We start from the raw sequence: 25530 nt of genomic DNA, 5'->3' as shown, positions 1-25530 counted from the left end.
TTTTACGAGGAGTGATCCGCATGTCCGAGGTGAAGATCGCCAGCGAGACCCGCAGCGAGTTCGGCAAGGGTGCCGCCCGCCGTATCCGTCGTGAGGGCAAGGTTCCCGGTGTGCTGTACGGCCACGGTTCCGACCCGCTGCACCTGACCCTGCCGGGCCACGAGCTTCAGCTCGCCCTGCGTACGCCGAACGTCCTGATCTCCCTGGACATCGACGGCAAGACCAACGAGCTGGCGATCCCGAAGGCCGTGCAGCGTGACGCGCTGAAGGGCTTCCTGGAGCACGTCGACCTGCTGCTGGTCAAGCGTGGCGAGAAGGTCCAGGTCGAGATCCCGGTCCACACCGAGGGCGAGCTGGCCCCGGGTGGCAACCTGCTCGAGCACGTGCTGAACGCGCTGCCGGTCGAGGCCGAGGCCACGCACATCCCCGAGGCCGTCACCGTGTCCATCGAGGGCCTGGAGGCCGGTGCCTCCGTCCACGCCAAGGACATCAAGCTGCCGTCGGGCGTCTCGCTGGCCGTCGAGGACGACGCCGTGGTCCTGCAGGTCCTGCAGGCGCAGGCCGAGGAGTCCGCCGAGGGCGAGGGTGCCGCGGGCGGCGAAGAGGTCGCCGAGGCCTGAGCCTCGTAGTCATCGCTGGGTCAGCCGCCGCTCTCCTTCGTGGGGGCGGCGGCTGGCGCGTATCGAGGACGCCGGTGAGGGCGTATCAAGGAGAGATGGACGTGAGTACCCCCGCAAGTGGCCCCTGGCTGATCGTCGGGCTCGGGAACCCTGGGCCGGAGTACGCGATGAACCGGCACAACGTCGGGTTCATGGTGGCGGATCTGCTCGCGGAGCGGATCGGGGGGAAGTTCAAGCGGGCCGGGAAGGCGCAGGCGCAGGTGCTGGAGGGCCGGATCGGTCCGGTGGGGCCGGCAAACCGGCGGGTGATCCTGGCGAAGCCGATGTCGTACATGAACCTGTCGGGGGGTCCGGTGAACGCGTTGCGGGACTTCTACAAGGTGCCGGTGGCGAACATCGTGGCGGTCCATGACGAGCTGGACATCGACTACGGCACGTTGCGGCTGAAGCTGGGCGGCGGGGACAACGGGCACAACGGCCTGAAGTCGATGACGAAGGCGATGGGCGCGGACTATCACCGGGTGCGGTTCGGGATCGGGCGTCCTCCGGGTCGTATGCAGGTGGCGGATTTCGTGCTGAAGGACTTCGCGTCCGCGGAGCGCAAGGAGCTGGACTACTTCGTGGACCGTGCGGCGGACGCGGTGGAGTGTCTGGTGACGGAGGGTCTGGAGCGGGCGCAGAGCGCGTACAACTCCTGACTTGTCCGTGCTTGTCGCGCACCGGAGTTGACCGGTCGCGCGGGTATGGCCAATGATCCCGGCCATGCCTGCCTCAGCCACCACTGCCCGCCAGGCCTCGGGGACCGCTCTGCGGTTCGGGAGGGTCGCGGTGATGGGTGCCGTCGCCGTGCTGATTCTGATCGCCGGGGTGTGGGGTTCCTGGGGGACCGCGCAGCACGTGCTGCTGACGAAGGGGCGCGAGCGCGGCACGGTGCGGGTGACGGGTTGCGCGCACGGGGTGTGCGGCGGGCCGTTCACGCCGGCGTCGGGGGGTGCCGGGGTGCGGGGGCGGGTGAAGCTGGCGGAGTCGGTCGCGGTGCGCAAGGGGCAGACGTACGACGTCGTCCTGAAGCCCGGTTCGACGGACGCGGTGCGGTCGGGGCCGGCGGGGATCCTGTACGCCTGGTTGCCGCTGGGTGGTGCGCTGCTGCTGGCGTCGGTGGTGGTCGCGGGCGGGATGCGGCTGATGCGGGCGGCGTGGGTGCTGGGCGGTGCGGGTGTGCTGTTGCTGACGTCGGCGTTCGTGGCGTTGCAGTGAGGCGGGTGCGGGTCCGTGTGCGCGTGCCGTAGCGGTCGTACCGCGCGCAAGGACGAAGGACATGCAGGACATGGGGGTGCCCCCGGGTTCGTACGAGCCCGGGGGCACTGTCGTGTGCGGTGGGTGGGTCAGCCGGTGTTGCGCAGGCCGGCCGCCACGCCGTTGACGGTGAGGAGCAGGGCGCGGCCGAGCAGCGGGTCGGGGGCTGTGCCGGCGGCGGCCTCGTCGCGCTGGCGCTTGAGGAGGGCGACCTGGAGGTAGGAGATGGGGTCCAGGTAGGCGTCGCGGATGCCGAAGGTCTGCTTGAGGTCGGGCTGGGCGTCGAGGAGTCCGCCGGCGCCGGTGACGCGAAGGATCTCCTGGACGGTCAGCTCGTGTTCGGCCCTGATGGTGTCGAAGACGTGCTTGAGGTCGTCGGGGACGAGGGTGTCGACGTAGTGCTGGGCGATGCGCAGGTCGGTCTTGGCGAGGGTCATCTCGACGTTGGAGACGAAGTTGCGGAAGAAGTGCCACTGTTCGTGCATCTCGGCGAGGACGGTGTCCCCTTCCTGCCGCAGGCCCGCCTCGCGCAGGGCCTTGAGGCCGGAGCCGACGCCGAACCAGCCGGGGACGATCTGCCGGGACTGGGTCCAGCCGAACACCCAGGGGATGGCGCGCAGGCCGTCGAGTCCGGCGCCGGAGTCGGGCCGGCGGGAGGGCCGGGAGCCGAGGTGGAGGTCGGCGAGCTGGTCGACGGGGGTGGAGGCGAAGAAGTAGGCGGGCAGGTCGGGGTCCTCGACGAGCCGCCGGTAGGCGCCGTGGGCGGCCTCGGAGACGACGTCCATGGCGGCGTCCCAGCGGGCGAGGGCCTCGGAGGACTGGCGGGGCGCGGTGTGCAGGGCGGAGGCCTGGAGGGTGGCCGCGACGGTCAGTTCGAGGTTCTCCCGGGCGAGGGAGGGGATGAGGTACTTGTCGGAGATGACCTCGCCCTGCTCGGTGACCTTGATCTCGCCTTCGAGGGTGCCCCAGGGCTGGGCGAGGATGGCGTCGTGGGAGGGGCCGCCGCCGCGGCCGACGGTGCCGCCGCGGCCGTGGAAGAGGCGCAGGCGGACGCCGTAGCGGTGAGCGACGTCGCGCAGCCGGCGCTGGGCGCGGTGGATCTCCCACTGGCTGGTGGTGATGCCGCCGAACTTGGAGGAGTCGCTGTAGCCGAGCATGACCTCCTGGACGTCGCCGCGCAGCGCGACCAGGCGCCGGTAGGACGGGTCGGAGAGCATGTCCTCCAGGATGGTGTCGGCGGCCCTGAGCTCGTCGGTGGTCTCCAGGAGGGGGACGATGCCGATCTTCGCCCAGCCGGCGTGGAGGTCGAGGAGGCCTGCTTCGCGGGCGAGGACGGTGGCGGCGAAGACGTCGTCGGCGCCCTGGCACATGGAGATGATGTAGGACTCGATGACCTCGGGGCCGAAGACCTCCAGGGCCTTCTTGACGGTCTGGAAGACGCCGAGGGTCTTGGCGCCGGCCGCGTCGACGGGTGCCGGGGTGGGGGCGAGCGGCCTGCGGGAGCGCAGTTCCTTGGCGAGGAGCCTGCCGCGGTAGTCGCGGGGCATGTCGGCGTAGCGCCAGGATTCCTCGCCGAGGCGGTCGAAGAGCTGGCCGAGGGCGTGGTGGTGGGCGTCGGCGTGTTCGCGGACGTCCATGGTGGCGAGCTGGAGGCCGAAGGCGGCGAGGGTGCGGATGGTGCGGGCGACGCGGCCGTCGGCGAGGAGGGCGCCGCGGTGTGCGCGCAGGGAGGTCTGGATGATCCGCAGGTCGGCGAGGAGTTCGCTGGTGCCGAGGTAGTCGTGGCCGTCTTCGTGGGGGGTGCCGGTGGCGAGGCGCTGCTTGGTGTTGACCAGCTTCTGCCGGATGCAGGTGGCCTTGAGCCGGTAGGGCTCCTCCGCGTTGAGGCGCTTGTAGCGGGGGCTGATCTCGGGCAGCCGGTCCAGGTCGGCGTCGAGGGAGGTCAGGAGTTCGTCGGTGGCGCCGGTGTAGCGGATGGAGTTGGAGAGCAGTCCGCGCAGTTCGTCGATCATCTCCAGGGCGTCGTTGATGCCGTGTTCGTGCTGGAGGATGAGGACGTCCCAGGTGACCTGGGGGGTGACGTTGGGGTTGCCGTCGCGGTCGCCGCCGATCCAGGTGCCGAAGGTGAGGGGGCGGGTGTCGTCGGGGAGGTCGACGCCGGCGCGCCGCAGTTCGGCGGTGAGGTCCTCCAGGACGTCGCCGACGGCTTCGGCGTGCAGTTCGTCGAGGTAGTAGATGGCGTTGCGGGCCTCGTCGGCGGGCTCGGGACGTACGACGCGCAGTTCGTCGGTCTGCCAGACGAGGTCGATGTTCTCGGCGAGGCGGACGTCGTGGCGGCGGCGGTCGGAGGGGAGCACGGGTGCTTCGAGGAGCGCGGCGATGCGCCGGAGCTTGTTGAGGACCGAACGGCGCGCGGCCTCGGTGGGGTGTGCCGTGAACACGGGGCGAACATTGAGGTGCTCGACGGCCTGGCGCAGGTGCTCGGGGTCGGCGTCCTTGAGGCGGTCGGCGGTGCGGGCCAGCAGGCCGCCCTCGGCGGCGCGGCGGGCGCGCAGCTCGCGGCCCCGGTGCACCTGTTCGGTGACGTTGGCCAGGTGGAAGTAGGTGGAGAACGCGCGGACCAGCTTGGCGGCGGTGTCGAGTTCGGTGCCGCGCAGCAGTTCGGCGGCTGCCTCGCCGTCCTCTCGGGTCAGGCGGCGGACCTTCTCGACCAGTTCGAGGAGTTCGGGGCCCTCCTGTCGTACGAGGGTCTCGCCCAGGAGGTCGCCGAGGCGCCGGATGTCGGCGCGCAGCTCGCTGCTGGTCGTGGTGGTCTGGTCGTCGGCACTGCTCACAGGTGCGGCTCCTTGCAGTGTTGAAGCTCGTCCGGGAGGGAACCCGGGGCACCGTGCACCATGCGGCGGGTGCCGCGTACGGGCCGGAACGTCCGGGAAGGGTTCAGAGCGGACCGCGCTGTCCGACCGACTCAAAGGATAGGTGCCGCCGCGGACGCGCTGGTTCTAGGGGCCCTTGCCGCCGCACGACACGCTGCCATACTTACGACGCCGTAGGTTACGGAGCCGTAGGGCAGTACCGTTCGACTCCCGCCCGGTCCCGGCTTCCCGGCACCTGCCCCGACCCTCGACCCCACAGGGGACGCGCATGACCTCCAGTTCCGATGTGATCGACGAAGCCCATAAGGCCCCCGACACACCTGTCTCCTCCGCCACGCTGGGCGGCGAGCAGAAGGGTTCGATCGAGCAGATCACCCTGCTCCTGTTCATCGTCGTGCCGTTCCTGGCACTGGTGGCGGCCGTGCCGCTGGCCTGGGGCTGGGGGGTGAGCTGGCTCGATGTGGGCCTGCTGGTGTTCTTCTACTACCTCGGCTGCCACGGCATCACGATCGGTTTCCACCGGTATTTCACGCACGGCTCGTTCAAGGCGAAGCGGCCGCTCAGGATCGCGCTGGCGATCATGGGGTCGCTGGCGGTCGAGGGCCCGCTGGTGCGGTGGGTGGCCGATCACCGAAGGCACCACAAGTTCTCCGACGCGGACGGCGACCCCCACTCGCCCTGGCGGTACGGGGAGACGGTCCCGGCGCTGATGAAGGGCCTGTGGTGGGCCCATATCGGCTGGATGTTCGACGAGGAGCGGACTCCGCAGGAGAAGTACGCGCCGGACCTGGTCAAGGACCCGGCGATCCGGGCGATCTCCCGCCAGTTCGTCTACTGGACGGCCCTCTCCCTGTTCCTGCCCCCGCTGATCGGCGGTCTGGTGACGATGTCCTGGTGGGGCGCGTTCACCGCGTTCTTCTGGGGATCACTCGTACGGGTGGCCCTGCTGCATCACGTGACGTGGTCGATCAACTCGATCTGTCACGCGGTGGGCAAGCGGCCGTTCAAGTCGCGGGACCGTTCGGGCAACGTGTGGTGGCTGGCGGTGCTGTCGTGCGGGGAGTCCTGGCACAACCTGCACCACGCCGACCCGACGTCGGCGCGGCACGGTGTGATGCGCGGGCAGATCGACTCCTCGGCGCGGTTCATCCGCTGGTTCGAGAAGCTGGGCTGGGCGTACGACGTGCGCTGGCCGTCACGCTCACGTATCGATTCGCGGCGCAACAGCGGTGAGGGCGGCGCCCGGAGCGGGAAGGCGACCGCCGAGGCGGCATGATGGAAGCCGTGGCGACCGACTCCAGCAGCACTCCCAGCAACGACAAGCAGCGGCGTACCCGCCGGACCCGTATGACCGGTGCCGAGCGCCGCCAGCAGTTGCTGGAGATCGGTCGCACCCTTTTCGCGGCGAAGGGTTTCGAGGGCACCTCGGTGGAGGAGATCGCGGCGAAGGCCGGGGTGTCCAAGCCGGTGGTGTACGAGCACTTCGGCGGCAAGGAGGGGCTGTACGCGGTGGTCGTGGACCGTGAGATGCGGCGGCTGCTGGACATGGTGACCGGCTCGCTGACCGCCGGTCATCCGCGTGAGCTGTGCGAGCAGGCGGCCTTCGCGCTGCTCGACTACATCGAGGAGTACACGGACGGTTTCCGCATCCTGGTCCGTGACTCCCCCATCCCGCAGTCGACGGGTTCGTTCGCGTCGCTGATCTCCGACATCGCCACCCAGGTGGAGGACATCCTGGGCCGCGAGTTCAAGTCCCGCGGCTTCGAACCGAAGCTCGCCCCGCTCTACGCCCAGGCGCTGGTCGGCATGGTCGCCCTGACCGGCCAGTGGTGGCTGGACGTGCGCCGCCCGAAGAAGGCGGAGGTCGCCGCGCACCTGGTGAACCTGGCCTGGCACGGCCTGGACGGCCTGGAGCAGAAGCCACGCCTGATAGGGCACCGCAAGGCCTAGCGTCCAGCTTCTGGCCGAGGGGTTCGAGGAACTCCAGACGGTTGCCGACGGGGTGCCCCCGTCACGGCGACGATCATGCTCACGCCTGCTTCACGGCGACGATCACGCTCACGCCTGCTTCACGGCGACGATCACGCTCACGCCTGCTTCACGGCGACCGCGAACAGGCGGCGGAAGGGCATGACCGTGCCGTAGGGCTCGGTCGGGTAGGCCGTGCGGAGCAGGGAGCGGTATTCGGTGAGGAAGGCGTCCCGGGCTTCCGGGTCGTCGGCGAGGGCGGTCAGGGCGGGGCGCAGTCCGGTGCCCTTGACCCAGTCCAGGACGGGGTCCTCGCCCTGAAGGACGTGGAAGTACGTGGTCTGCCAGACGTCGGTCGCGCAGCGGAGGCGGGCGAGGCGGTCCAGGTAGGCGCCGGGGGTGTGGACGGAGTCCGTGTGGCGCAGGACGTCGGCGAGGCGGGACTTCCAGCGCGGGGTGGCCGCGAGTTCGCGCATCAGGGCGTGCAGCGGGGCGTCGATGTTGTCGGGGACCTGGAAGGCGAAGGTGCCGCCGGGGGTGAGGCCGGCGATCCAGTCGGCGAAGCGCTCGGCGTGGCGCGGCACCCACTGCAGGGTGGCGTTGGAGACGATCAGGTCGAAGGGCTCCTCGGGTGTCCAGGTCCGGGCGTCGGCGTGGGCGAAGTCGAGGATCGCGCCGTCCGCCGTGGGGCCCGCGTGGTCGGCGTGGGCCTTGTCGAGCATCTCGGGCGAGTTGTCGTAGCCGGTGATGCGGGCGGTGGGCCAGCGCTGTGCGAGCAGGGCGGTGGCGTTGCCGGGGCCGCAGCCGAGGTCGGCGATGCGGGGGCGTCCCGCGGGCGGCTTCGCCGGGAGGGCGGGGACGCGGGCGAGGAGGTCGAGGAAGGGTCGGGCGCGGTGGCCGGCGTGACGGAGGTACTGGGCGGGGTCCCAGGTGGGTGTCGTCATGGCTCCACTGTCCCGGCGGACTTCTCTTGATGTCAAGAGACTTGAAATCAAGAGACTCCATGTCGACACAACCACTACACTGATCTCCATGGAGGACGAGGTCGATCGGCTGGTCGCAGCATGGCGCCGGGAGCGCCCGGACCTCGACGTGGAGCCGCTCGAAGTGCTCAGCCGGGTGAGCAGACTGGCCCGGCACCTGGACCGCGCACGCCGGCTGGCCTTCTCCGAGCACCACCTGGAGCCGTGGGAGTTCGACGTGCTGACCGCGCTGCGGCGCGCGGGAACGCCGTACCAGCTCTCCCCCGGACAGCTGCTCACCCAGACCCTGGTCACCTCGGGCACGATGACCAACCGGATCGACCGGCTCGCGAAGAAGGGCCTGGTGGAGCGGCTGCCCGACCCGAGCGACCGGCGTGGCGTGCTGGTCCGGCTCACCGACACCGGCCGGGACCGCGCCGACCAGGCACTGTCCGGTCTGCTGGACCAGGAGCGGGCGATCCTCGGTGAGCTGTCCCGCTCCCAGCGGGGCGAACTGGCCGGGCTGCTACGCCAGTTGACCGCCCCGTTCGACAACGTCCCCGGCTGACCGAAGCTCCGCCGGGCCCACCCCGGCCCGCCGGGCGAGCGCCACAGCCGCCAGGGTGGAGTGCACGCCCAGCTTGCCGAGGACGTTCTGCATATGGGTGCGCACGGTGTGCGGGGACAGGAACAGCCGTTCCGCCACGGCCTTGCGGCCCAGGCCCGCGACCATGCAGCGCAGCACCTCCAGCTCGCGCGGGGTCAGCGCCTCCACCAGCCGCTCGCTCTCGGTGCGGTGCTTGCGCGCGACGGTCAGTTCCTTGAGGACACCGGTGAGCAGCGCGGGCGGCAGATGCGTCTCGTCGCGCAGCACGCCCCGGACCACCGTCAGCAGCCGGGACAGGGAGCAGTCCTTGGCGACCCAGCCGGAGGCGCCGGCGCCCAGGGCGAGCGCCGCACGCCGGGGGTCGTCCTTCTCGGCGAGCACCACGATCCGCACCCCGGACTGGGCCGCGCGGACGCCCGCGACCAGCGAGATCCCGTCGACCAGACCGTCCTCGTCGCCACCCCGGACGGGCACGGCCGGGCGTATGCCGGGCAGGGTGCCGCCGAGATCGGCGTCGACGAGGAGCACGTCGTAGCGGCGGCCCTCGGCGACCGCGCGGTCCATGCAGCGCAGCGCGGCCGGGCCGCTGCCCGCGGCGGAGACGTCGACGTCGGGCTCGGCGGCCAGGGCGGCGGCGAGCGACTCGGCGAAGATGCGGTGGTCGTCGACGACCAGGACTCGGATGCGAACCAACGAAACCCCCTTCCCCGGGCTCCGCACGGAGCAGGGGATGGCCAAAGGCCTGGAAGACGCCCAGCAGGACGTCCGGAAAGGTCGGAGCATGACGACGCGCACAGGTACGACAACCGCGGTGGGAACGCCGACCGCACGGCCGCCGCCGTCGCGGAAACTGCTACCCCCACCGCGGGCGCCGTACCCGCCGGTCTCGCCCCCTGATCGGCACCGGCCCCCACCGGTGCTGCTCCTCAGAGTACGGACGGGAGCACGCAGCGGAAGTCGATTTACAGAACTGGCCGTCCCAGGCGTTTATGGTGTGCCGCATGTTTCGTATTGAGGCGGAAGTCGACAAAGACCGATGTGATCTGCTGCGCGCCCGGCTCCGGAACACCAACACGGCGGCCTCCCCGGTGCTGGCGGCACTGCGCGGCACGCCCGGCGAACGCGAAGCCCCCCTGCACGTCTGGGCCCTGGACTCCTCGGGCGATCTGGCCGGCGGCCTGGTCGGCCACACCTGGACGACCTGGCTGCACGTCACCTACCTGTGGGTCGACACCCGCCACCGCGGCCGGGGCCTCGGCTCCCACCTGCTCTCCCACGCCGAACACCTCGCCCACACGGACCGCGCCTGCACCTCCGCCCGCCTGGAGACCTGGGACTTCCAGGCCCCGGACTTCTACCGACGCCAGGGCTACGACGTGGTGTGCGTGATCCCCGACTATCCCCCGGGGGTGACGGAGTACACCCTGACGAAGCGGCTGCCGGTACCGTGAAGCCCACACCCGTGAAAGGAGCCCTGTCCGCCATGACCGCAGAACTGGCAGACTCCGGCACGCCCCACCTTCCCCCCGTGCGGACCATCGGCGAACTCCGTGCCGCGCTCACCATGGGCTACGGCTTCCCCGGCGACAGCGACGAATTCGAAGCCGAACTGGCCCGCGAGATCAACCACGCCGACCCCGCCGATCTCAGCGGCGTCGTCCGTCTGGTCGAGGAGTTCCGCGGCCGGATCATCGCCCGGCAGGATCCCGGCTTCGACGCCGCGGTGGCCACAGCCGCCGCCGAGATCCGGGCTGTCCGAGGGACCGAGCATTGACCGAGGGCAAGCAAGCGGTCATCGCCGAGATCACCCATGAGGCCCTCGCCCGCTGTCGGGCCATCGGCCACGGAGCTTTCGAGGCCGTCGAGGCTCTGCGCGCCGAACTGGAGAAGACCCCGACGCTCGGTCGGCAGGCACGCGGTGCCGTCGGCGGCATGAAGCTCTACACGACACGCATCGAAGCCACGGACAGCCGTCCGGCTCTCACGGTCACCTACGTCTACGACGCCCCACCACCGGAGCCCGGACTGATCCGCATCGCCCTCGTGTCGCCGGTCCGCTTCGCGGGCGGCGGCACCGCGTTCTGAAACCTGGCACCGCCCCCTGACCAGCGGACGTCAGCCGACCCGCGCCGCCCCCGCCGCCGGCACCGCCTCGAAGATGCGAGGGGGTGTGAAGGCGGCTGTGGTGAAGGCGGATTCGATGGTTTTGGTGAGGGTGGCGACGGTGGTGGTTTCCGTGAGGACGATCGCGGAGCCGCCGAAGCCGCCGCCGGTCATGCGGGCGCCCAGGGCTCCCGTTTCCAGGGCCGTGTCGACGACGAGGTCGAGTTGCGGGCAGGAGACGCGGAAGTCGTCGCGCAGGGAGGCGTGGCCCTCGGTGAGGACGGGGCCGATGGCGCGGGTCTCGCCGGCGTGGAGGAGGGAGACGACGCGTTCGACGCGGTGGTTCTCCGTGACGACGTGGCGGACCAGGCGGACGACTTCCTCCTCGTCGCCGAGGCGGGTGAGGGCGGCGTCCAGGTCGGCGTAGGCGATGTCGCGCAGGGCGTCCACGCCGAGCAGGGCGGCGCCCTTCTCGCAGCCGGCCCGGCGCCTGCCGTACTCGCCGCCGCTGTGGGCGTGCTTGACCTGGGTGTCGACGACCAGCAGGCGCAGGCCCTCGGCCGCGAGGTCGAAGGGGATCTGCCGCTGGGACAGGTCGCGGGTGTCGAGGAAGAGGGCGTGCCCCGGCTCGCAGCAGGCGGAGGCCGTCTGGTCCATGATCCCGGTGGGCGCGCCGACGTACACGTTCTCGGCGCGCTGGCACAGGCGGGCCAGCCGCCGGCGAGGCAGGCCGAGGCCGTGGAGGTCGTCGAGGGCGAGCGCGACGACGACTTCGAGGGCGGCCGAGGAGGACAGGCCCGCGCCCGTCGGGACGGTGGAGGTGAGGTGGATGTCGGCGCCGGTGATCTCGTGGCCGGCCTCGCGCAGGGCCCAGACGACGCCCGCCGGGTACGCCGTCCAGTGCGTGTCGCTCTGCGGGGCGAGCGCGTCGAGCCGCAGTTCCACGACGTCGCCGTCGACGTCCGCCGAGTGCAGGCGCAGGATGCCGTCGGTGCGCCGGGAGACGGCCGCCGTCACCCGGTGCGGGAGGGCGAACGGCATGACGAAGCCGTCGTTGTAGTCGGTGTGTTCGCCGATCAGGTTGACCCGGCCCGGCGCCGCCCACACCCCCTCCGGTTCGGCTCCGTACAGTTCGGCGAAGCGGTCCCGGACCTGCGCCTGCTGTGCCCCCACCGGTGCCACTAGTGCCCCTTCGCGATGCTCTGCGTGAACTCCCACGCGTCCGCCACGATCCCGGCGAGGTCCGCGCGGGACGGGTTCCAGCCCAGCTTCTCGCGGGCCGTGTCCGCCGAGGCGACCAGGGCCGCGGGGTCGCCGCCGCGGCGCGGCGCGACGACCTCGGGGATCGGGTGGCCGGTGACCTCGCGGACGGTCTCGATGACCTCGCGGACGGAGAATCCGCTGCCGTTTCCGAGGTTGCAGATCAGGTGCTCGCCGGGCCGCGCCGCCGTCAGGGCCAGCAGGTGGGCCTCGGCCAGGTCCGCGACGTGGATGTAGTCGCGCACGCAGGTGCCGTCCGGGGTCGGGTAGTCGTCGCCGTAGACGGAGATCGCGTCGCGGCGGCCCTGGGCGACCTGGAGGACGAGCGGGATCAGGTGCGACTCGGGGTCGTGGCGCTCGCCGTGGGCGCCGTAGGCGCCGGCCACGTTGAAGTAGCGCAGCGAGACGGCGGCCAGGCCGTGGGCGTTCGCCTCGCTGGTGATCATGTGGTCGACGGCGAGCTTGGTGGCGCCGTAGGGGTTGGTGGGCCGGGTGGGGGCGGTCTCCTGGATCGGGACCTGGTCCGGCTCGCCGTAGGTGGCGGCCGTGGAGGAGAAGACGAGCGTGCGCACGCCCGTCTCGCGCATCGCGCCGAGCAGCGCCATGCTGCCCCCGACGTTGTTCTCCCAGTACTTCTCCGGCTTCACCACCGACTCGCCGACCTGCGAGGACGCGGCGAAGTGCAGCACGCCGGCGTAGGAGGAGTCGAGCCACTTGGCGGCGTCGCGGATGTCGCCCTCGATGAACGCGGCACCGGCGGGCACGCCCTCGCTGAAGCCGGTGGAGAGGTTGTCGAGGACGGTGACCTCGTGGCCGGCCTCCAGCAGGTGCTGTGCCACGACACTGCCGACGTAACCCGCGCCACCCGTCACCAGGTACTTCATCAACTCGCTACCTCTCGCAGTCGCTCTGCCGCGCGCTCCGGCGGCACGTCGTTGATGAACACACTCATGCCGGACTCGGAACCCGCGAGGAACTTCAGCTTGCCGGAAGTTCGGCGAATGGTGAAAAGCTCGAGGTGGAGTGCGAAGTCGTCGCGCTCCACACCGTCGAACTCCTCCAGCCCGCCGAACGGGGCCTGGTGCCAGCCCGCGATGTACGGCGTCGGAGGCTCACCCGCGGAGTTCTCCCCTCCGTCCCGCCCGTCGAAGATCCGGTCGAAGCGCCTCAAGAGTTCCAGATAGACCTTCGGGAATTCTGTGCGTGCCACCTCGTCGAGCGCGAGCAGATCGGGCACGCGGCGCTTCGGGTACAGGTGGACCTCGTACGGCCAGTGCGCGGCGTACGGCACGAAGGCCGCCCAGTGTTCACCCTCAAGGACGACCCGCTCGCCGGCGAGTTCACGCGTGAGGACGGCGTCGAACAGGTTCTCCCCGCCGCTCGCCTTCCGGTGGGCGGCGAGCGAGCGGAGCATCAGCGCGCTGCGCGGGGTGACGAAGGGGTAGGCGTAGATCTGGCCGTGCGGGTGCCCGAGGGTGACGCCGATCTCCGGGCCCCGGTTCTCGAAGCAGAACACCTGCTTGACGGAGGGCAGATGGGACAGCTCCGACGTCCGGTCCGTCCACGCGTCCAGCACGAGCCGCGCCTGCCGCTCGGTGAGGTCGGCGAAGGACGCGTCGTGGTCGCAGGTGAAGCAGACGACCTCGCAGCGGCCGAGGTCGCCGGCGAGCGAGGGGAAGCGGTTCTCGAAGACGACGACGTCGTAGGAGGAGTCGGGGATCTCGCTGAGCTTGTCGCCGCGGGTCGGGCACAGCGGGCACTCGTCGGCCGGCGGGTGGTAGGTGCGGCCCTGGCGGTGGGAGGCGACGGCGACCGCGTCGCCGAGCAGGACGTCGTGGCGGATCTCGGCCGTGGTGACCGTGGGCTCCAGCGGGCGGCGGTCGGCGGCGTCCCGCACGGTGTCGTCCCGCAGGTCGTAGTAGATCAGCTCACGACCGTCGGCCAGCCGGGTCGAGGTCTTCTTCACAACACGTCGCCTTCCATCCGCGCCGAGGGTCGCTGGGGGCGGCCGGGGTCCACGACCCCCCTCTCTCAACACAACCAAACATAACAAACCACAACTCCACAACACCCAGCACGATCACAATCAAACAAAGAACACCAACAGGAGTGTTCAATTACTGAACGCGGAGGCGCAGGTTCCGCCTGGATCAGTTCGCGCGACGAAGCGAGTTCTCATGCAAACCCCCCCAATCGGCGCCGTCCGGCCGGCGGCGGAGCTACGGCTCCCCACCAACGGGCTGGACTACACGATCCTGGCGATCTACTTCGTCGTCGTCCTCGGCATCGGGTTCGCGGCCCGCCGCTCGGTGAGGACGAGCCTCGACTTCTTCCTCTCCGGACGCTCGCTGCCCGCCTGGATCACCGGCCTCGCCTTCATCTCGGCGAACCTCGCCGCCACCGAGATCCTGGGCATGGCCGCGAACAGCGCCCAGTACGGCGCCTACACCGTGCACTGGTACTGGATCGGCGCCATCCCCGCCATGGTCTTCCTGGGCCTGGTGATGATGCCGTTCTACTACGGCAGCAAGGTCCGCTCGGTCCCCGAGTTCCTGCTGCTGCGCTTCGACCGGGCCGCCCATCTGCTCAGCTCGGCCCTGTTCGCGTTCGCCGCCATCCTGATCGCGGGCGTCAACCTCTACGCCCTCGCGATCGTCGTCGAGGCCCTGCTGGGCTGGCCGCAGTGGGTGGCCATCGTGGTCGCCGGCGCGTTCGTGCTCGCGTACATCACACTGGGCGGACTGTCCTCCGCGATCTACAACGAGGTGCTGCAGTTCTTCGTGATCCTCGCGGCGCTGATCCCGATCACCGTGCTCGGCCTGAAGAAGGCCGGCGGCTGGGGCGGGCTGACCGACAGGCTCACCGCGACGCACGGCGCGGACTTCACCACGGCCTGGGGCGGCACCGGCATCGGCCACGCCAACCCGCTCGGCGCGAACTGGCTGACCATCGTGCTCGGCCTCGGCTTCGTGCTGTCCTTCGGCTACTGGACGACGAACTTCGCCGAGGTGCAGCGCGCGCTGTCCGCGAAGAACCTCTCCGCCGGGCAGCGGACCCCGCTGATCGCCGCCTACCCGAAGATCTTCATCGTCTTCCTGGTGATGATCCCGGGTCTGGTCGCCGCGGCCCTCGTCCCGGGCATCGGCACCCCCGGCTCCGGCCTCCAGTACAACGACGCCATCCCCTACCTGATGCAGGAACTGCTGCCCAACGGCGTCCTCGGCATCGCGGTCACCGGACTGCTGGCCGCGTTCATGGCGGGCATGGCGGCGAACGTGTCGTCCTTCAACACGGTGTTCACCAACGACATCTGGGCGCGGTACGTGGTCAAGGACCGCGAGGACGCGTACTACGTCCGCTTCGGCCGGCTCATCACCGTCATCGGCGTCGCCGCCTCCGTCGGCACCGCGTTCCTCGCGTCCTCGTTCTCGAACATCATGAGCTACCTGCAGACGCTGTTCTCCTTCTTCAACGTGCCGATGTTCGTCGTCTTCATCGTCGGCCTGTTCTGGAAGCGGGCGTCCGCGAAATCCGGGTTCTGGGGTCTGCTCGCCGGCACCGTCACGGCGATGACCAACTACTTCGTCCTCTACAAGAAGGGCATCGTCTCGATCCCCTCCGACCAGGGCGCCAACTTCGTCTCCGCGATCGCCGGGTTCGTCGCCGGTGCGGTCGTGATGGTCGCGGTGTCCCTGTTCACGGAGCCGAAGCCGGCGCGGGAGCTGCAAGGGCTGGTCCACGGCACCTCCTCCCCCGGTACGGCCGAGCCGCCCGCCCCCGGTGACGAGGCGTGGTACCGCAAGCCGGCCCTGCTGGGGTGGGGCGCGGTCGTTCTCGCCGCCGCCTGCTACATCCCGTTCTCGTTCTGATCGCGGGAGGATGAGGAGACCATGACCGAGCAGGATCCCGGACACGCCGACCACTACACCGAGCGGGACGTCCAGCGGGAGGTCACCGAGCTGGAGGGCAGGTCCGCGACGGCCGCCCGCATCTTCGACCTGCGCCGCATCATCGGCGCTCTGTTCGTGGTCTACGGCGTCATCGTCACGATCACCGGCCTCACCGACTCCCAGGCCGCGATCGACAAGGCCGAGGGGGTCAACATCAACCTGTGGACGGGCATCGGCTTGCTGGTGCTCGGGGTCTTCTTCCTGGTGTGGCTGAAGCTGAGGCCTGCGGCGGCTCAGCAGGTGCCTCCCGTGGATGCCGAGTAGGGCTGTTCGCCGGGTGCGGGCAGGTGGGGGCTTGTCGCGCCCACGCGGCGGAGCCGCACATCGATACAGCCCCGCGCCCCTTCGGGCGCTACAGGTCCGGGTTCGCCGAATTCGTCAAGGGGATCGCCCTGTCCAGCAGGCCTGTCCGGGCGGCCAGGGCGGCGGCCTCCAGGCGGGAGCCCACGCCCAGTTTCATCAGGACGCGCTGGACGTGGGTGCGGGCGGTGCTGGGGGCGATGCCCATTCCGGCGGCGATCAGCCTGGTGTCCTCGCCGTCGGCGACCCGGACCAGGACCTCGACCTCGCGCGGGGTGAGCATCTGCAGGAGGCGCTGGCCTTCGTCGTCGGGTTGGGCGGCGGGGTTGAGGAGGTCGCTGAAGGCGCCCTGGAGGAGTTGCGGGGCGACCGCGGCCTCGCCCGCGCGGGCCTTCATGATGGCGCGTTCGACGCCCTCGATGCGTTCGTCGTGCCGTACGTATCCGGAGGCGCCTGCGGCGAAGGCCGCGGCGATGCCGCGCGGTGAGGGCACGGGGCCGAGGACGAGGACCGCGACCTGCGGGCGGTCCCGTTTGATGCGGACCACCGGGTCGAAGGCACCCGGCTCGGCCGGCGCCGCCGTGCCCAGCAGGCAGACCTCGGGGGCCCGGGTGATGACCAGCTCGGCCGCGCCCGCGGCCGGCGCCGCCGCCGCCAGCACCCGGTGCCCGCGCAGCTTCAGCGCCGACGCCAACGCCTCCGCGAGCAGGCGGTGGTCGTCGACGACCATGAGCCGCACTCCCATTAGAGCAACCCCCCAGTCCCCCCATGGATGCCCCCACTATGGACGCCCACCGGTCCGCGAGAACAGAGGGCCCCCCGGCGCCTCCGCCCATTCATGCCCCCGGAAGCTACACGCTTGTTCGACGTCGCGCTGCCCCTATGCGCAGAAGTGCCCCGGATCGATGAAAATCCGGGGCACTTCTGTCGATCAGAGTTGATCAGGCGCCTGACAAGGGCGTTCGCGTGTCAGCCGCTCGTGCCGAACGCGAGCGCCAGGTACTCCTTGCCGTAGGAGACCTCGTGCGCGTACACCGACGACATGTACAGCCTGCCCTGCCCGAACAGGATCTCCGCGTAGTCCGGGAGCATCGTGGTCTCCGCGTCCCGCACGGACCGGTCGGCGGGGTTCTCCAGCAGGGTGGTGACCTTGAAGGAGGAGCCGTCGATGCTGACGACCTTGCCGCCCTTGTCGTACGGCGGGTGCTCGTAGGCCAGCAGGTTGCCGCCGTCCATGCGCACCGGGGTGATCGTGTAGCCGTCGCCGGCCTCGGCCCGCCGGCCGGTCAGCTTGCCGGTGGTCAGGTCGAAGGCGACGATCTCGTTGGTCTTGCTGTACTGCTCGCTGCTGCCGTCGTGCTCCGCGGTGGGCAGGTACAGCTTGCCGTCGGCGGCGACGATCTCCTTGCAGCTCTCGACGCGGGTGATGCCGTCGCACTGGCCCTCGTAGGAGTCACGGGGGGCGGAGATGCGGGTGAGGAGCTTCCCGGTCTTGTTGTCGATCGAGAAGTAGTCCGAGACGCCGCTGCCGTCGCCCGCGCTGTCGCCGACGTCGGCGGCCACCACCAGCGGGTCGGTGGAGACGACGCTCGCGTACTCGATGCCCGCGGCCATCTTGTACTCGGAGATCACCTTGCCGCTGACGGGGTCGATGGTCTGGATGTGCAGCGTGGGGTCGTCGAAGCTGCCGCACTTGCGGACCGCGACGAGCTTGGCGCCGCCGCCGTACCCGGAGTCGGAGCAGCCGTCCGTCGTCTTGGGCTGCCACAGCACCTTGCCGGAGGCGACGTCGAGCGCGGCACCGCCGTCGGTGCTGCCGACCGCCACGGTGTGCTGGGCGACCGTCACGTTCTCCCAGCTGATGGGGTAGTCACCGCCGCCGACCGACTTCGACCACAGCTTGGTGCCCTTGTCGAGGTCGATGACCGCGACCTCGGAGCAGCGCGCGGTGTCGCTCTTCGACGGCTCGTAGACGATCGCGGTCTTGTTGTCGTCGGTGACGTGCCTGGTGGCGGCGCAGACCGCGCCGGGCAGCGAGATCGTCCACATCTTGGCGCCGGTGGCGGGGTTGTAGCCGACGATCTCGCCGATCCCGCTCTTGGCGTACACCTTGTCGGTCAGCCAGGAGCCCGCGGTGGAGACGGTGTCCTTCGTCTTGGGCAGCGGGACCTGGAAGAGCATGTGGCTCGCCGGGTCCGCCGGGGCCTTCTCCTTGCCGCCCGAGGACCCGCCCGTGGTGCCGTTCTTGCCGCCCGTGTCGCCCGAGCCGCCCGTGGCGCCGGCGGAGGAGGCGGTGTCGTGCTTGTTGCCGTCACCCCCGGAGGACTTGGTGTACAAGATGCCGCCGCCGACGATCAGCGCGATCACGACGACCGCGGCGACGATGATGACGAGCGCGGTGTTGTTCTTCCCGCCGCCGGACGGCTGCGCGGGCTGCGGCTGCGTCGGCATGCCGGGGCCGCCCGGATAGCCGTATCCCGGCTGTCCGTACCCCGGCTGTCCGTAGGCCGGCTGTCCGTAGGCCGGCTGTCCGTAGCCCTGCTGCGGAGCGTACGGGGCGCCGGGCGGCTGGGTGGGCTGGTTGTACGGGTTCTGCTGGGCGCCCGGGTAGCCGTAGCCGGGCTGGGGCGCCGGCGGCTGGGGCTGGCCGAAGCCGGGCTGCGGCTGGGGCGGGGTCGGGGGCTGCTGCGGTGCCGGGGCCTGCTGCGGGTAGCCGTAGCCGGGCTGCGGGGTCTTCTGGAAGCCCGGCGGCTGGTTCGGCGGCGGGGTGGGGGCCTGCGGCGGGGTCGCGGGGGCCTGGGGCGCGGGCGGCTGGTCCTGCGGCGGGCCGAAACCACCCTGCTGCGGGGGCTGGTTGGGCGGCGGCGGAGGCGGCTGGGTCATGACGGAGGTACCTCGAAGAAGCACTCGGGGCCGGGCGGCCCGGGAACGACGGGGGACGGGGAGAATGACGGCGACGGGCCGGGGCTCACTTGCCGAAGGCCATCATCAGCTTCTCCTTCGTGTCGTCGTTGCCGGTCAGCCGGGAGGTGGAGATGTAGAAGTGCCCGTCGGCCCAGTCGATGTCGCTGTCGAAGAAGGTGTCCTCGATCCGCGCCGTGCCCGCGGGGTTCTGCAGCAGCTTGGCCGGCGTGTGCGAACCGCCCGCGACCGGGATCGACACGATCTGGCCGCCGGCGTCGTAGGACGGGTGCACATAGGCGATGAGGTTGCCGTTCTCGACCTTCACCGGCGCCATCGACTCGTCCGTCGGGGACTTGACGCGCCACCTCTCCTTGCCGGTGGCGAGGCTGATCGCGACGATCTCGTTCGCGCCGTTCGTGTTGTCGGTCGGCAGGAAGAGCGTGTCGGAGCCGACGGCGACGCCCTGGCAGCCCTGGAGGTCGCGTTCGAGGATCGCCCAGCCGCAGCTGGGGGAGAACTTCTCGTCCACCTTGACCTGCGAACGGAACGTGCCGTTCCCGGTGATGGTGGAGATGTTCCAGGCCTTCTTGTCCTCGTTGGTCATGTAGACCACGAGCGGGTCGAGGGAATAGGTCCGCGCGACCGTCCAGCCCTTCTTGAGCGGCTGCTTCCACTTGACGTTGCCGGTGGCCGGGTCGAGTTCGGCGATCTCGTCGTGCTCGTTGCTGCCGACCGCGTCGCAGGTGGCCACCTGGATCAGCTTGCCGCTGCCGCCGGCGAACGCCGTCGGGAAGCAGTCGCTGCCGTACTTCTTCTTGTCGTACATCTTGCGGCCGGTGCCGATGTCGTACGCCGTGCCCGACTGCGAACGGCCCACCATCAGGGTCTTGCCGCTGACGGACAGCTCCACGCTGAGCGCGCTGTCGAACAGCCCGCCGTCGGCGACCTGGCCGGTCCAGCCCTTCTTGCCGGTGTCCAGGTCGATCTGCTGGAGCTGGTTGCACTTGGCGCGGTCGCTGACCCCGCTCATGTAGGCGATGACGACCTTGCCGTCGTCCGACTGCTGCGGGGTGACCGAGCAGATCTTCTGCGGGAACGAGATCGGGTCCCAGGTCGGGTTGCCGTTACCGGTGTTGTAGGCGAAGACCTGCTTGTACGCGGCCTTCACCACCGTCTTGCCGGTGACCCACATGCCGGGCGCGTCGGCGCCGGAACCGGGGGCGTCGGGTGCCGTCTTGTACCAGAGCACCTTCGCCTCGCCGGGCTTGCGGCCCTCGTTGAGGTTCTCCGGGTCCGAACCGCCGTCGCCGCTGCCGTCACCGGGGTTGACCGGCACGTCGGTGGACGGCTTGTTGTCGTCGCTCTTCTCGGCGACCGGCTTCTTGCCGCCGTCGTCGCCACCGCTGGTGACCGCGTAGACGGTGCCGCCGATGACGAGCAGCGCGGCCACCGCGGCACCGATGATCAGGGCCGTCTTCCTCTTGCCCGCAGGACCGCCGGGCGGGGTGCCGGGCGCGCCCGGGTACTGGGGCTGCTGCTGCGGGTAGCCGTAACCGGGCCCCGGGCCGTACGGGCCGGGCTGCTGGGGCTGACCGTACGGACCGGACTGCTGCGGCTGACCGTACGGGCCCGGCTGGGCGTACGGGCCGGGCTGGGCGGCGTAGGGGCCGGGCTGCTGGGGGTAGCCGTAGCCCGGCTGCGGCGGCTGGGCCGGGGGCGCGGGCGGCGTCTGCGGAGGCGTGGGCGGGGCCCCGAATCCGCCGGCGTGCGGCGGCTGGTCCTGCGGTGCTCCGAAACCACCCTGCGGCGGCTGGTCGGGCGGCTGAGTCATCAGCGTTCTTCCCCCTCGTTCACTGATTTTTAGCCACGCCCCTGAGGTTCGATCACGGACCCAAGGTCGTATCAGACAGTTGTCATTCGGCTCTTTTTATCACCGGCGCCGACAGCACAGCGGGCCGCGTCCTCCCCTGTTCCCAAGGGAGGACCGGCCCGTGACGCCGTCGTTATGCGCCTTCACGTCCCCTTCACGCGGCGCACGCGCCCCCTGCGCGAGCCGTGTGGGACAGTCCGGCTTCCGGTCAGGCGCCCTCTGCCGGACGCCTTCGGCCGGGCGCCTGCGGTCAGGCGTCCTCCGCCAGTTCCAGCCAGCGCAGCTCCAGTTCCTCGCGCTCCCCGGCCAGATCGCGCAGCTGGGCGTCCAGTTCGGCGACCTTGCCGAAGTCCGTGGCGTTCTCGGCGATCTGCGCGTGCAGCTTGGACTCCTTCTCGGAGATCTTGTCCAACTGCCGCTCGATCTTCTGGAGTTCCTTCTTGGCGGCGCGCTGGTCGGCCGCGCTCCTCTCCGTGGTGTCCGCCTTGGGCGCCGCGGCGGCGACCTGCGTGGCGACGGCCTCCTCCATGCGCAGGCGGCGCTCCAGGTACTCGTCGATGCCGCGCGGCAGCATCCGCAGGGCGCCGTCGCCGAGGAGGGCGAACACCCGGTCGGTGGTGCGCTCCACGAAGAACCGGTCGTGGGAGATGACGATCATCGAGCCGGGCCAGCCGTCGAGGACGTCCTCCAGCTGGGTGAGGGTCTCGATGTCGAGGTCGTTGGTGGGCTCGTCGAGGAAGAGGACGTTGGGCTCGTCCATCAGCAGGCGCAGCAGCTGGAGCCGGCGCCGCTCGCCACCGGACAGGTCACCGACGGGCGTCCACTGCTTCTCCTTGCTGAAGCCGAACGTCTCGCACAGCTGCCCGGCGGTCATCTCGCGCCCCTTGCCGAGGTCGACGCGCTCACGCACCTGCTGCACGGCCTCCAGGACCCGCACGGCGGGGTCGAGTTCGGCGACCTCCTGGGAGAGGTAGGCGAGCTTGACCGTCTTGCCGACGACGACGCGCCCGCCGGCCGGCTGCGCCTCGCCCTCGGTGCGCGCGGCCTCGGCCATGGCCCGCAGCAGGGACGTCTTGCCCGCCCCGTTGACACCGACGAGACCGATCCGGTCGCCGGGGCCGAGCTGCCAGGTGACGTGCTGGAGCAGCACCTTGGGGCCGGCCTGCACGGTGACGTCCTCAAGGTCGAAGACGGTCTTGCCGAGCCGCGAGCTGGCGAACTTCATCAGCTCCGAGCTGTCACGGGGCGGCGGTACGTCCTTGATCAGCTCGTTGGCGGCCTCGACGCGGAAGCGGGGCTTGGAGGTACGGGCGGGCGCGCCGCGGCGCAGCCAGGCCAGCTCCTTCCTGACCAGGTTCTGCCGCTTGGTCTCCTCGGTGGCGGCGATCCGCTCGCGCTCGGCGCGCGCGAAGACGTAGTCCGAGTAGCCGCCCTCGTACTCGTACACGTCGCCGCGCTGGACGTCCCACATGCGGGTGCAGACCTGGTCGAGGAACCACCGGTCGTGGGTGACGCAGACGAGGGCCGAACGGCGCTCGCGCAGATGCCGGGCGAGCCAGGAGATGCCCTCGACGTCGAGGTGGTTGGTGGGCTCGTCGAGGACGATCAGGTCCTGTTCCTCGATGAGCAGCTTGGCCAGCGCGATCCGGCGCCGCTCGCCACCGGACAGCGGCCCGATGACGGTGTCGAGCCCCTTGGGGAAGCCGGGGAGGTCGAGGCCGCCGAACAGCCCGGTCAGCACATCCCTGACCTTGGCGTTCCCGGCCCACTCGTGGTCGGCCATGTCACCGATGACCTCGTGCCGCACGGTCGCGGCCGGGTCCAGCGAGTCGTGCTGGGTCAGCACCCCGAGCCGCAGCCCGCCCGAGTGCGTGACCCGCCCGGTGTCCGCCTCCTCCAGCTTGGCCAGCATCCGGATGAGGGTCGTCTTGCCGTCGCCGTTGCGACCGACGACCCCGATCCGGTCCCCCTCCGACACACCGAGCGAGACGCCGTCCAGCAGGGCACGGGTGCCGTACACCTTGCTGATGTTCTCGACATTGACCAGGTTGACGGCCATTTCACTCCTGTGCGCGGGGGCGGATCAGCCTTCAAGCGTAGGGCCTCGGGGGTGCGGGGCTGCCCGCGAGGGGACGGTCACCCTTTGTGATGACGTGATCGGGAACAGGCCGCTACCGTGGAGGGCAGGCAGCAGGATCCCGTCCATGGGAGGAACCATGACCGCCGAGTCCGTCAAGCGCCGCGTCCAGTGGCCGGTACCGCCGCAGGACGGCTACACCGTGGACGACCTGTTCACGCTGCCTGATCTCCCGCCGCACACTGAGTTGATCGACGGGAGCCTGGTTTTCGTGAGTCCGCAGCGCCACTTCCACTACGCCGCGATCCATCTGCTGGCGAACGGACTGCGCAGCACCGTGCCGGCCGATCTGAAGGTCGCGTGTGAGATGACGGTGGTACTGGACCGGCGTAACGGTCCGGAACCGGACATCTCCGTGGTCCGCAAAGAAGCCTTCACCGGCCGACGTCAGACCCGCTTCGAGGCGGCCGACGTCCTCCTCGCCATCGAGGTGGTCTCACCGGACTCCGAGGCCCGCGACCACGACTACAAGCCGCACAAGTACGCCTCGGCGGGCATCCCTCATCTCTGGCTGGTCGACATGGCCGGCCAGGACGACCATCCCGTCGTGCAGGTCTACGAGCGCGGCGAGACCACCGGCACCTACGCGCTGACCGGCATCTACCACGACCACGTCAAGATCAGCGTGCCCTACGACATCAACATCGACCTGACCGCCATCGACCAGTACTGAGTCCCCTCAGAGGACCGTCGCCCCAGCCACCGGCCCCACCGCAGTCCGCACCGCCCTGCACGTCCCCGACGCCCGCAGGGCTTGGGCCACCTTCTCCACCGCAGCGACATCCCGCGCGAGGAACGCCGTCGTAGGACCGGAACCGGAGACCAGCGTGGCAAGCGCGCCCGCACCCCGCCCCGCCTCCAGCGTGTCCGCCAGCTCCGGGAACAGGGACAGCGCGGCAGGCTGAAGGTCGTTCGACACGGATGCCGCCAGCGCCTCCACGTCCCCCTTCGCCAGCGCCTCCAGCAGCTCTGCCGAAGCCACCGGCTCCGGGATCTCCCGCCCCTGCGCCAGTCGGTCGAACTCGCGGAAGACCGCCGGGGTGGACAGCCCCCGCTCGGCCATCGCGAACACCCAGTGGAAGGTGCCGCCGACGTCGAGGGACGTCAGCTTCTCGCCCCGGCCGGTGCCGAGGGCGGCCCCGCCGACCAGGCTGAACGGGACGTCGCTGCCCAGGTCGGCGCAGATGGCGAGGAGTTCGGCGCGGGAGACGCCGGCGTTCCAGAGGGTGTCGCAGGCGAGCAGCGCGCCCGCGCCGTCCGCGCTGCCGCCCGCCATGCCGCCGGCGACCGGGATGTCCTTGGCGATGTGGATGTGCACGGCCGGGTCGATGCCCCGCCGCTCGGCGAGCGCGAGGGCGGCGCGGGCGGCGAGGTTGGTGCGGTCCAGGGGGACCTGGTCGACGTCCGGGCCCTCGCAGGTGACGCGGAGTTCCCGGGCCGGGGTGACGGTGACCTCGTCGTACAGGCCGACGGCGAGGAAGACGTTGGCGAGGTCGTGGAAGCCGTCGGGGCGGGCGGCGCCCACCGCGAGCTGGACGTTGACCTTGGCCGGGACACGTACGGTCACGCTCACTTGCCGTTCTCCCCGTGCTGCTCGTGCTCGGCGCTCCGCTGCTCGCGCTCGGCCGTCTGCTGCTTGTCCTCGCCGGTCTGCTGCTTGTGCTCGGCGATCCGTGCGAACTCCTCGACGGTCAGGGCCTCCCCGCGGGCCTGCGGCGAGATCCCGGCGGCGACCAGGGCCGCCTCGGCCGCGGCCGGCGACCCGGCCCAGCCGGACAGTGCCGCCCGCAGCGTCTTCCTGCGCTGCGCGAACGCCGCGTCCACCACCGCGAAGACCTCGCGCTTGGTGGCCGTCGTCCTGACCGGCTCGGTCCGCCGGACCAGCGAGACCAGGCCGCTGTCGACGTTCGGCGCGGGCCAGAAGACGCTGCGTCCGATGGCACCGGCCCGCTTGACCTCGGCGTACCAGTTCGCCTTTACGGAGGGCACGCCGTACACCTTGTTCCCGGGGGTGGCGGCGAGGCGGTCGGCGACCTCGGACTGCACCATCACGAGCGTGCGCTCGATGCTCGGGAAGGTGGCGAGCATGTGCAGCAGCACCGGGACGGCGACGTTGTACGGCAGGTTCGCCACGAGTGCCGTCGGGGGCGGTCCCGGCAGCTCGGTGACGTGCATCGCGTCGGAGTGGACCAGCGCGAACCGGTCGGCGCGCTCGGGCATCCGGGCGGCGACGGTCGCGGGCAGCGCGGCGGCGAGGACGTCGTCGATCTCCACGGCCGTGACCCGGTCGGCGACCTCCAGCAGCGCGAGCGTGAGGGAGCCGAGCCCCGGGCCGACCTCTACGACCACGTCGTCGGGCCGGACCTCCGCGGTGCGGACGATACGGCGGACCGTGTTGGCGTCGATCACGAAGTTCTGGCCGCGCTGCTTGGTGGGGCGCACGCCGAGCGCCGCCGCGAGCTCGCGGATGTCGGCCGGACCGAGAAGGGCATCGGGGGTGGGGCTACTCACGGGACAAGGGTACGGGGACGCGGTTCCGCGGATTGCCAGGCACCCTGTGCGGCAGCTGAGCGGGGGAATCCGCTCACCGGCGCGGACGGGGTACCGCCGCGCCCACCCGCGCCGCCCCAGCGACACGACTGCCCGCAGCTAGGACGGCAGGACGAGCTGCGGTCGGCGC

Annotated in this window: 24 protein-coding genes; 12 read left to right on the top strand and 12 right to left on the bottom strand. The window is 70.7% G+C overall.

The features are described from left to right. The first annotated feature begins 20 nt into the window (after positions 1 to 20). From ACGFYV_RS08980 to ACGFYV_RS08970, 3 genes are all read left to right on the top strand, one after another. On the top strand, positions 21 to 620 hold the full coding sequence (locus ACGFYV_RS08980; protein ID WP_393877679.1) for a 50S ribosomal protein L25/general stress protein Ctc: 600 nt from the start codon (positions 21 to 23) through the stop codon (positions 618 to 620). A gap of 95 nt (positions 621 to 715) precedes the next feature. Continuing rightward, a complete protein-coding gene (gene pth, locus ACGFYV_RS08975; RefSeq protein WP_393877678.1) occupies positions 716 to 1318 on the top strand; it encodes an aminoacyl-tRNA hydrolase in 603 nt (200 codons plus the stop codon). A gap of 52 nt (positions 1319 to 1370) precedes the next feature. Next, positions 1371 to 1877, top strand: a complete 507-nt coding sequence (locus ACGFYV_RS08970; RefSeq protein ID WP_393877677.1) for a hypothetical protein — start codon at positions 1371 to 1373, stop codon at positions 1875 to 1877. Positions 1878 to 2005: 128 nt separating this feature from the next. Here ACGFYV_RS08970 and ppc read toward each other — a convergent pair whose 3' ends face one another. Continuing rightward, on the bottom strand, positions 2006 to 4750 hold the full coding sequence (gene ppc / locus ACGFYV_RS08965; protein WP_393877676.1) for a phosphoenolpyruvate carboxylase: 2745 nt from the start codon (positions 4748 to 4750) through the stop codon (positions 2006 to 2008). Positions 4751 to 5057: 307 nt separating this feature from the next. Between ppc and ACGFYV_RS08960 the strand changes: the two genes are divergently transcribed. Together ACGFYV_RS08960 and ACGFYV_RS08955 are read left to right on the top strand one after the other, a co-directional pair. Beyond that, the gene (locus ACGFYV_RS08960; protein WP_393877675.1) at positions 5058 to 6065 is read left to right on the top strand and encodes an acyl-CoA desaturase; all 1008 of its coding nucleotides are present in this window, start codon (positions 5058 to 5060) and stop codon (positions 6063 to 6065) included. Further along, positions 6062 to 6739, top strand: coding sequence for a TetR family transcriptional regulator (locus ACGFYV_RS08955; RefSeq protein WP_393877674.1), 678 nt, complete (start codon positions 6062 to 6064; stop codon positions 6737 to 6739). The genes ACGFYV_RS08960 and ACGFYV_RS08955 overlap by 4 nt, the downstream gene beginning before the upstream one ends. Positions 6740 to 6876: 137 nt before the next feature. Here the strand turns inward: ACGFYV_RS08955 and ACGFYV_RS08950 are convergent, their stop codons facing one another. Then, positions 6877 to 7701 carry a trans-aconitate 2-methyltransferase gene (locus tag ACGFYV_RS08950; protein ID WP_393877673.1) on the bottom strand — a complete coding sequence of 275 codons (825 nt, stop codon included), beginning with the start codon at positions 7699 to 7701 and terminating at the stop codon, positions 6877 to 6879. Positions 7702 to 7789: 88 nt separating this feature from the next. Here ACGFYV_RS08950 and tamR point away from each other — a divergent pair, with 88 nt between their 5' ends. Beyond that, entirely contained in the window at positions 7790 to 8287 is a 498-nt protein-coding gene (tamR, locus tag ACGFYV_RS08945) for a MarR family transcriptional regulator TamR (protein ID WP_393877672.1), read from the top strand. Here tamR and ACGFYV_RS08940 read toward each other — a convergent pair. After that, entirely contained in the window at positions 8246 to 9019 is a 774-nt protein-coding gene (locus ACGFYV_RS08940) for a DNA-binding response regulator (protein WP_393877671.1), read from the bottom strand. The genes tamR and ACGFYV_RS08940 overlap by 42 nt on opposite strands. Before the next feature lie 296 nt (positions 9020 to 9315). On the opposite strand from ACGFYV_RS08940, the gene ACGFYV_RS08935 reads away from it, so the two are divergent. The 3 genes from ACGFYV_RS08935 to ACGFYV_RS08925 are packed head-to-tail and all read left to right on the top strand — an operon-like array spanning position 9316 to position 10411. Next, entirely contained in the window at positions 9316 to 9777 is a 462-nt protein-coding gene (locus tag ACGFYV_RS08935; protein WP_393877670.1) for a GNAT family N-acetyltransferase, read from the top strand. A 32-nt stretch (positions 9778 to 9809) separates the two neighbouring features. Beyond that, complete coding sequence (locus ACGFYV_RS08930; protein WP_393877669.1) at positions 9810 to 10100, top strand: hypothetical protein; 291 nt, start codon at positions 9810 to 9812, stop codon at positions 10098 to 10100. After that, positions 10097 to 10411 (top strand): hypothetical protein, encoded by a 315-nt coding sequence (locus ACGFYV_RS08925; protein ID WP_393877668.1) that lies wholly within the window; start codon positions 10097 to 10099, stop codon positions 10409 to 10411. The genes ACGFYV_RS08930 and ACGFYV_RS08925 overlap by 4 nt, the downstream gene beginning before the upstream one ends. A gap of 30 nt (positions 10412 to 10441) precedes the next feature. Here ACGFYV_RS08925 and galK read toward each other — a convergent pair whose 3' ends face one another. Genes galK through galT form a run of 3 tightly spaced genes read right to left on the bottom strand, consistent with a single transcriptional unit; the run spans position 10442 to position 13655 of the window. Further along, positions 10442 to 11602, bottom strand: a complete 1161-nt coding sequence (galK, locus tag ACGFYV_RS08920) for a galactokinase (protein WP_393877667.1) — start codon at positions 11600 to 11602, stop codon at positions 10442 to 10444. Between the two features lie 8 nt (positions 11603 to 11610). Then, on the bottom strand, positions 11611 to 12573 hold the full coding sequence (gene galE / locus ACGFYV_RS08915; protein ID WP_393877666.1) for a UDP-glucose 4-epimerase GalE: 963 nt from the start codon (positions 12571 to 12573) through the stop codon (positions 11611 to 11613). Continuing rightward, positions 12573 to 13655: a galactose-1-phosphate uridylyltransferase gene (gene galT, locus ACGFYV_RS08910; protein ID WP_393877665.1), complete on the bottom strand. Its 1083-nt coding sequence runs from the start codon at positions 13653 to 13655 to the stop codon at positions 12573 to 12575. Before galT ends, galE begins: the two co-directional genes overlap by 1 nt. Before the next feature lie 211 nt (positions 13656 to 13866). Here galT and ACGFYV_RS08905 point away from each other — a divergent pair, with 211 nt between their 5' ends. Then, positions 13867 to 15558 carry a sodium:solute symporter family protein gene (locus ACGFYV_RS08905; protein ID WP_393877664.1) on the top strand — a complete coding sequence of 564 codons (1692 nt, stop codon included), beginning with the start codon at positions 13867 to 13869 and terminating at the stop codon, positions 15556 to 15558. 21 nt (positions 15559 to 15579) lie between these two features. Then, positions 15580 to 15903, top strand: coding sequence for a hypothetical protein (locus ACGFYV_RS08900; protein WP_393877663.1), 324 nt, complete (start codon positions 15580 to 15582; stop codon positions 15901 to 15903). 88 nt (positions 15904 to 15991) lie between these two features. Here ACGFYV_RS08900 and ACGFYV_RS08895 read toward each other — a convergent pair whose 3' ends face one another. The 4 genes from ACGFYV_RS08895 to ACGFYV_RS08880 form a co-directional block, all read right to left on the bottom strand. Next, on the bottom strand, positions 15992 to 16684 hold the full coding sequence (locus ACGFYV_RS08895; protein ID WP_393877662.1) for a LuxR C-terminal-related transcriptional regulator: 693 nt from the start codon (positions 16682 to 16684) through the stop codon (positions 15992 to 15994). 224 nt (positions 16685 to 16908) lie between these two features. Continuing rightward, the gene (locus ACGFYV_RS08890; RefSeq protein WP_393877661.1) at positions 16909 to 18822 is read right to left on the bottom strand and encodes a PQQ-binding-like beta-propeller repeat protein; all 1914 of its coding nucleotides are present in this window, start codon (positions 18820 to 18822) and stop codon (positions 16909 to 16911) included. A gap of 85 nt (positions 18823 to 18907) precedes the next feature. Beyond that, a complete protein-coding gene (locus tag ACGFYV_RS08885) occupies positions 18908 to 20674 on the bottom strand; it encodes a PQQ-binding-like beta-propeller repeat protein (RefSeq protein ID WP_393877660.1) in 1767 nt (588 codons plus the stop codon). A gap of 289 nt (positions 20675 to 20963) precedes the next feature. Then, entirely contained in the window at positions 20964 to 22772 is a 1809-nt protein-coding gene (locus ACGFYV_RS08880; protein ID WP_393877659.1) for an ABC-F family ATP-binding cassette domain-containing protein, read from the bottom strand. Between the two features lie 157 nt (positions 22773 to 22929). Between ACGFYV_RS08880 and ACGFYV_RS08875 the strand changes: the two genes are divergently transcribed. After that, positions 22930 to 23523 carry a Uma2 family endonuclease gene (locus tag ACGFYV_RS08875; RefSeq protein ID WP_393877658.1) on the top strand — a complete coding sequence of 198 codons (594 nt, stop codon included), beginning with the start codon at positions 22930 to 22932 and terminating at the stop codon, positions 23521 to 23523. A gap of 6 nt (positions 23524 to 23529) precedes the next feature. Here the strand turns inward: ACGFYV_RS08875 and ACGFYV_RS08870 are convergent, their stop codons facing one another. Continuing rightward, positions 23530 to 24423, bottom strand: a complete 894-nt coding sequence (locus ACGFYV_RS08870) for a 4-(cytidine 5'-diphospho)-2-C-methyl-D-erythritol kinase (protein WP_393877657.1) — start codon at positions 24421 to 24423, stop codon at positions 23530 to 23532. Then, on the bottom strand, positions 24420 to 25361 hold the full coding sequence (gene rsmA / locus ACGFYV_RS08865; RefSeq protein ID WP_393877656.1) for a 16S rRNA (adenine(1518)-N(6)/adenine(1519)-N(6))-dimethyltransferase RsmA: 942 nt from the start codon (positions 25359 to 25361) through the stop codon (positions 24420 to 24422). The genes ACGFYV_RS08870 and rsmA overlap by 4 nt, the downstream gene beginning before the upstream one ends. Between the last annotated feature and the right edge of the window lie 169 nt (positions 25362 to 25530).

Source organism: Streptomyces sp. NPDC048297 (assembly GCF_043201585.1).
Classification (GTDB): domain Bacteria; phylum Actinomycetota; class Actinomycetes; order Streptomycetales; family Streptomycetaceae; genus Streptomyces.
Note: the sequence above shows the minus strand (reverse complement) of the source record. Positions and strands in the feature narration are given on the sequence as shown.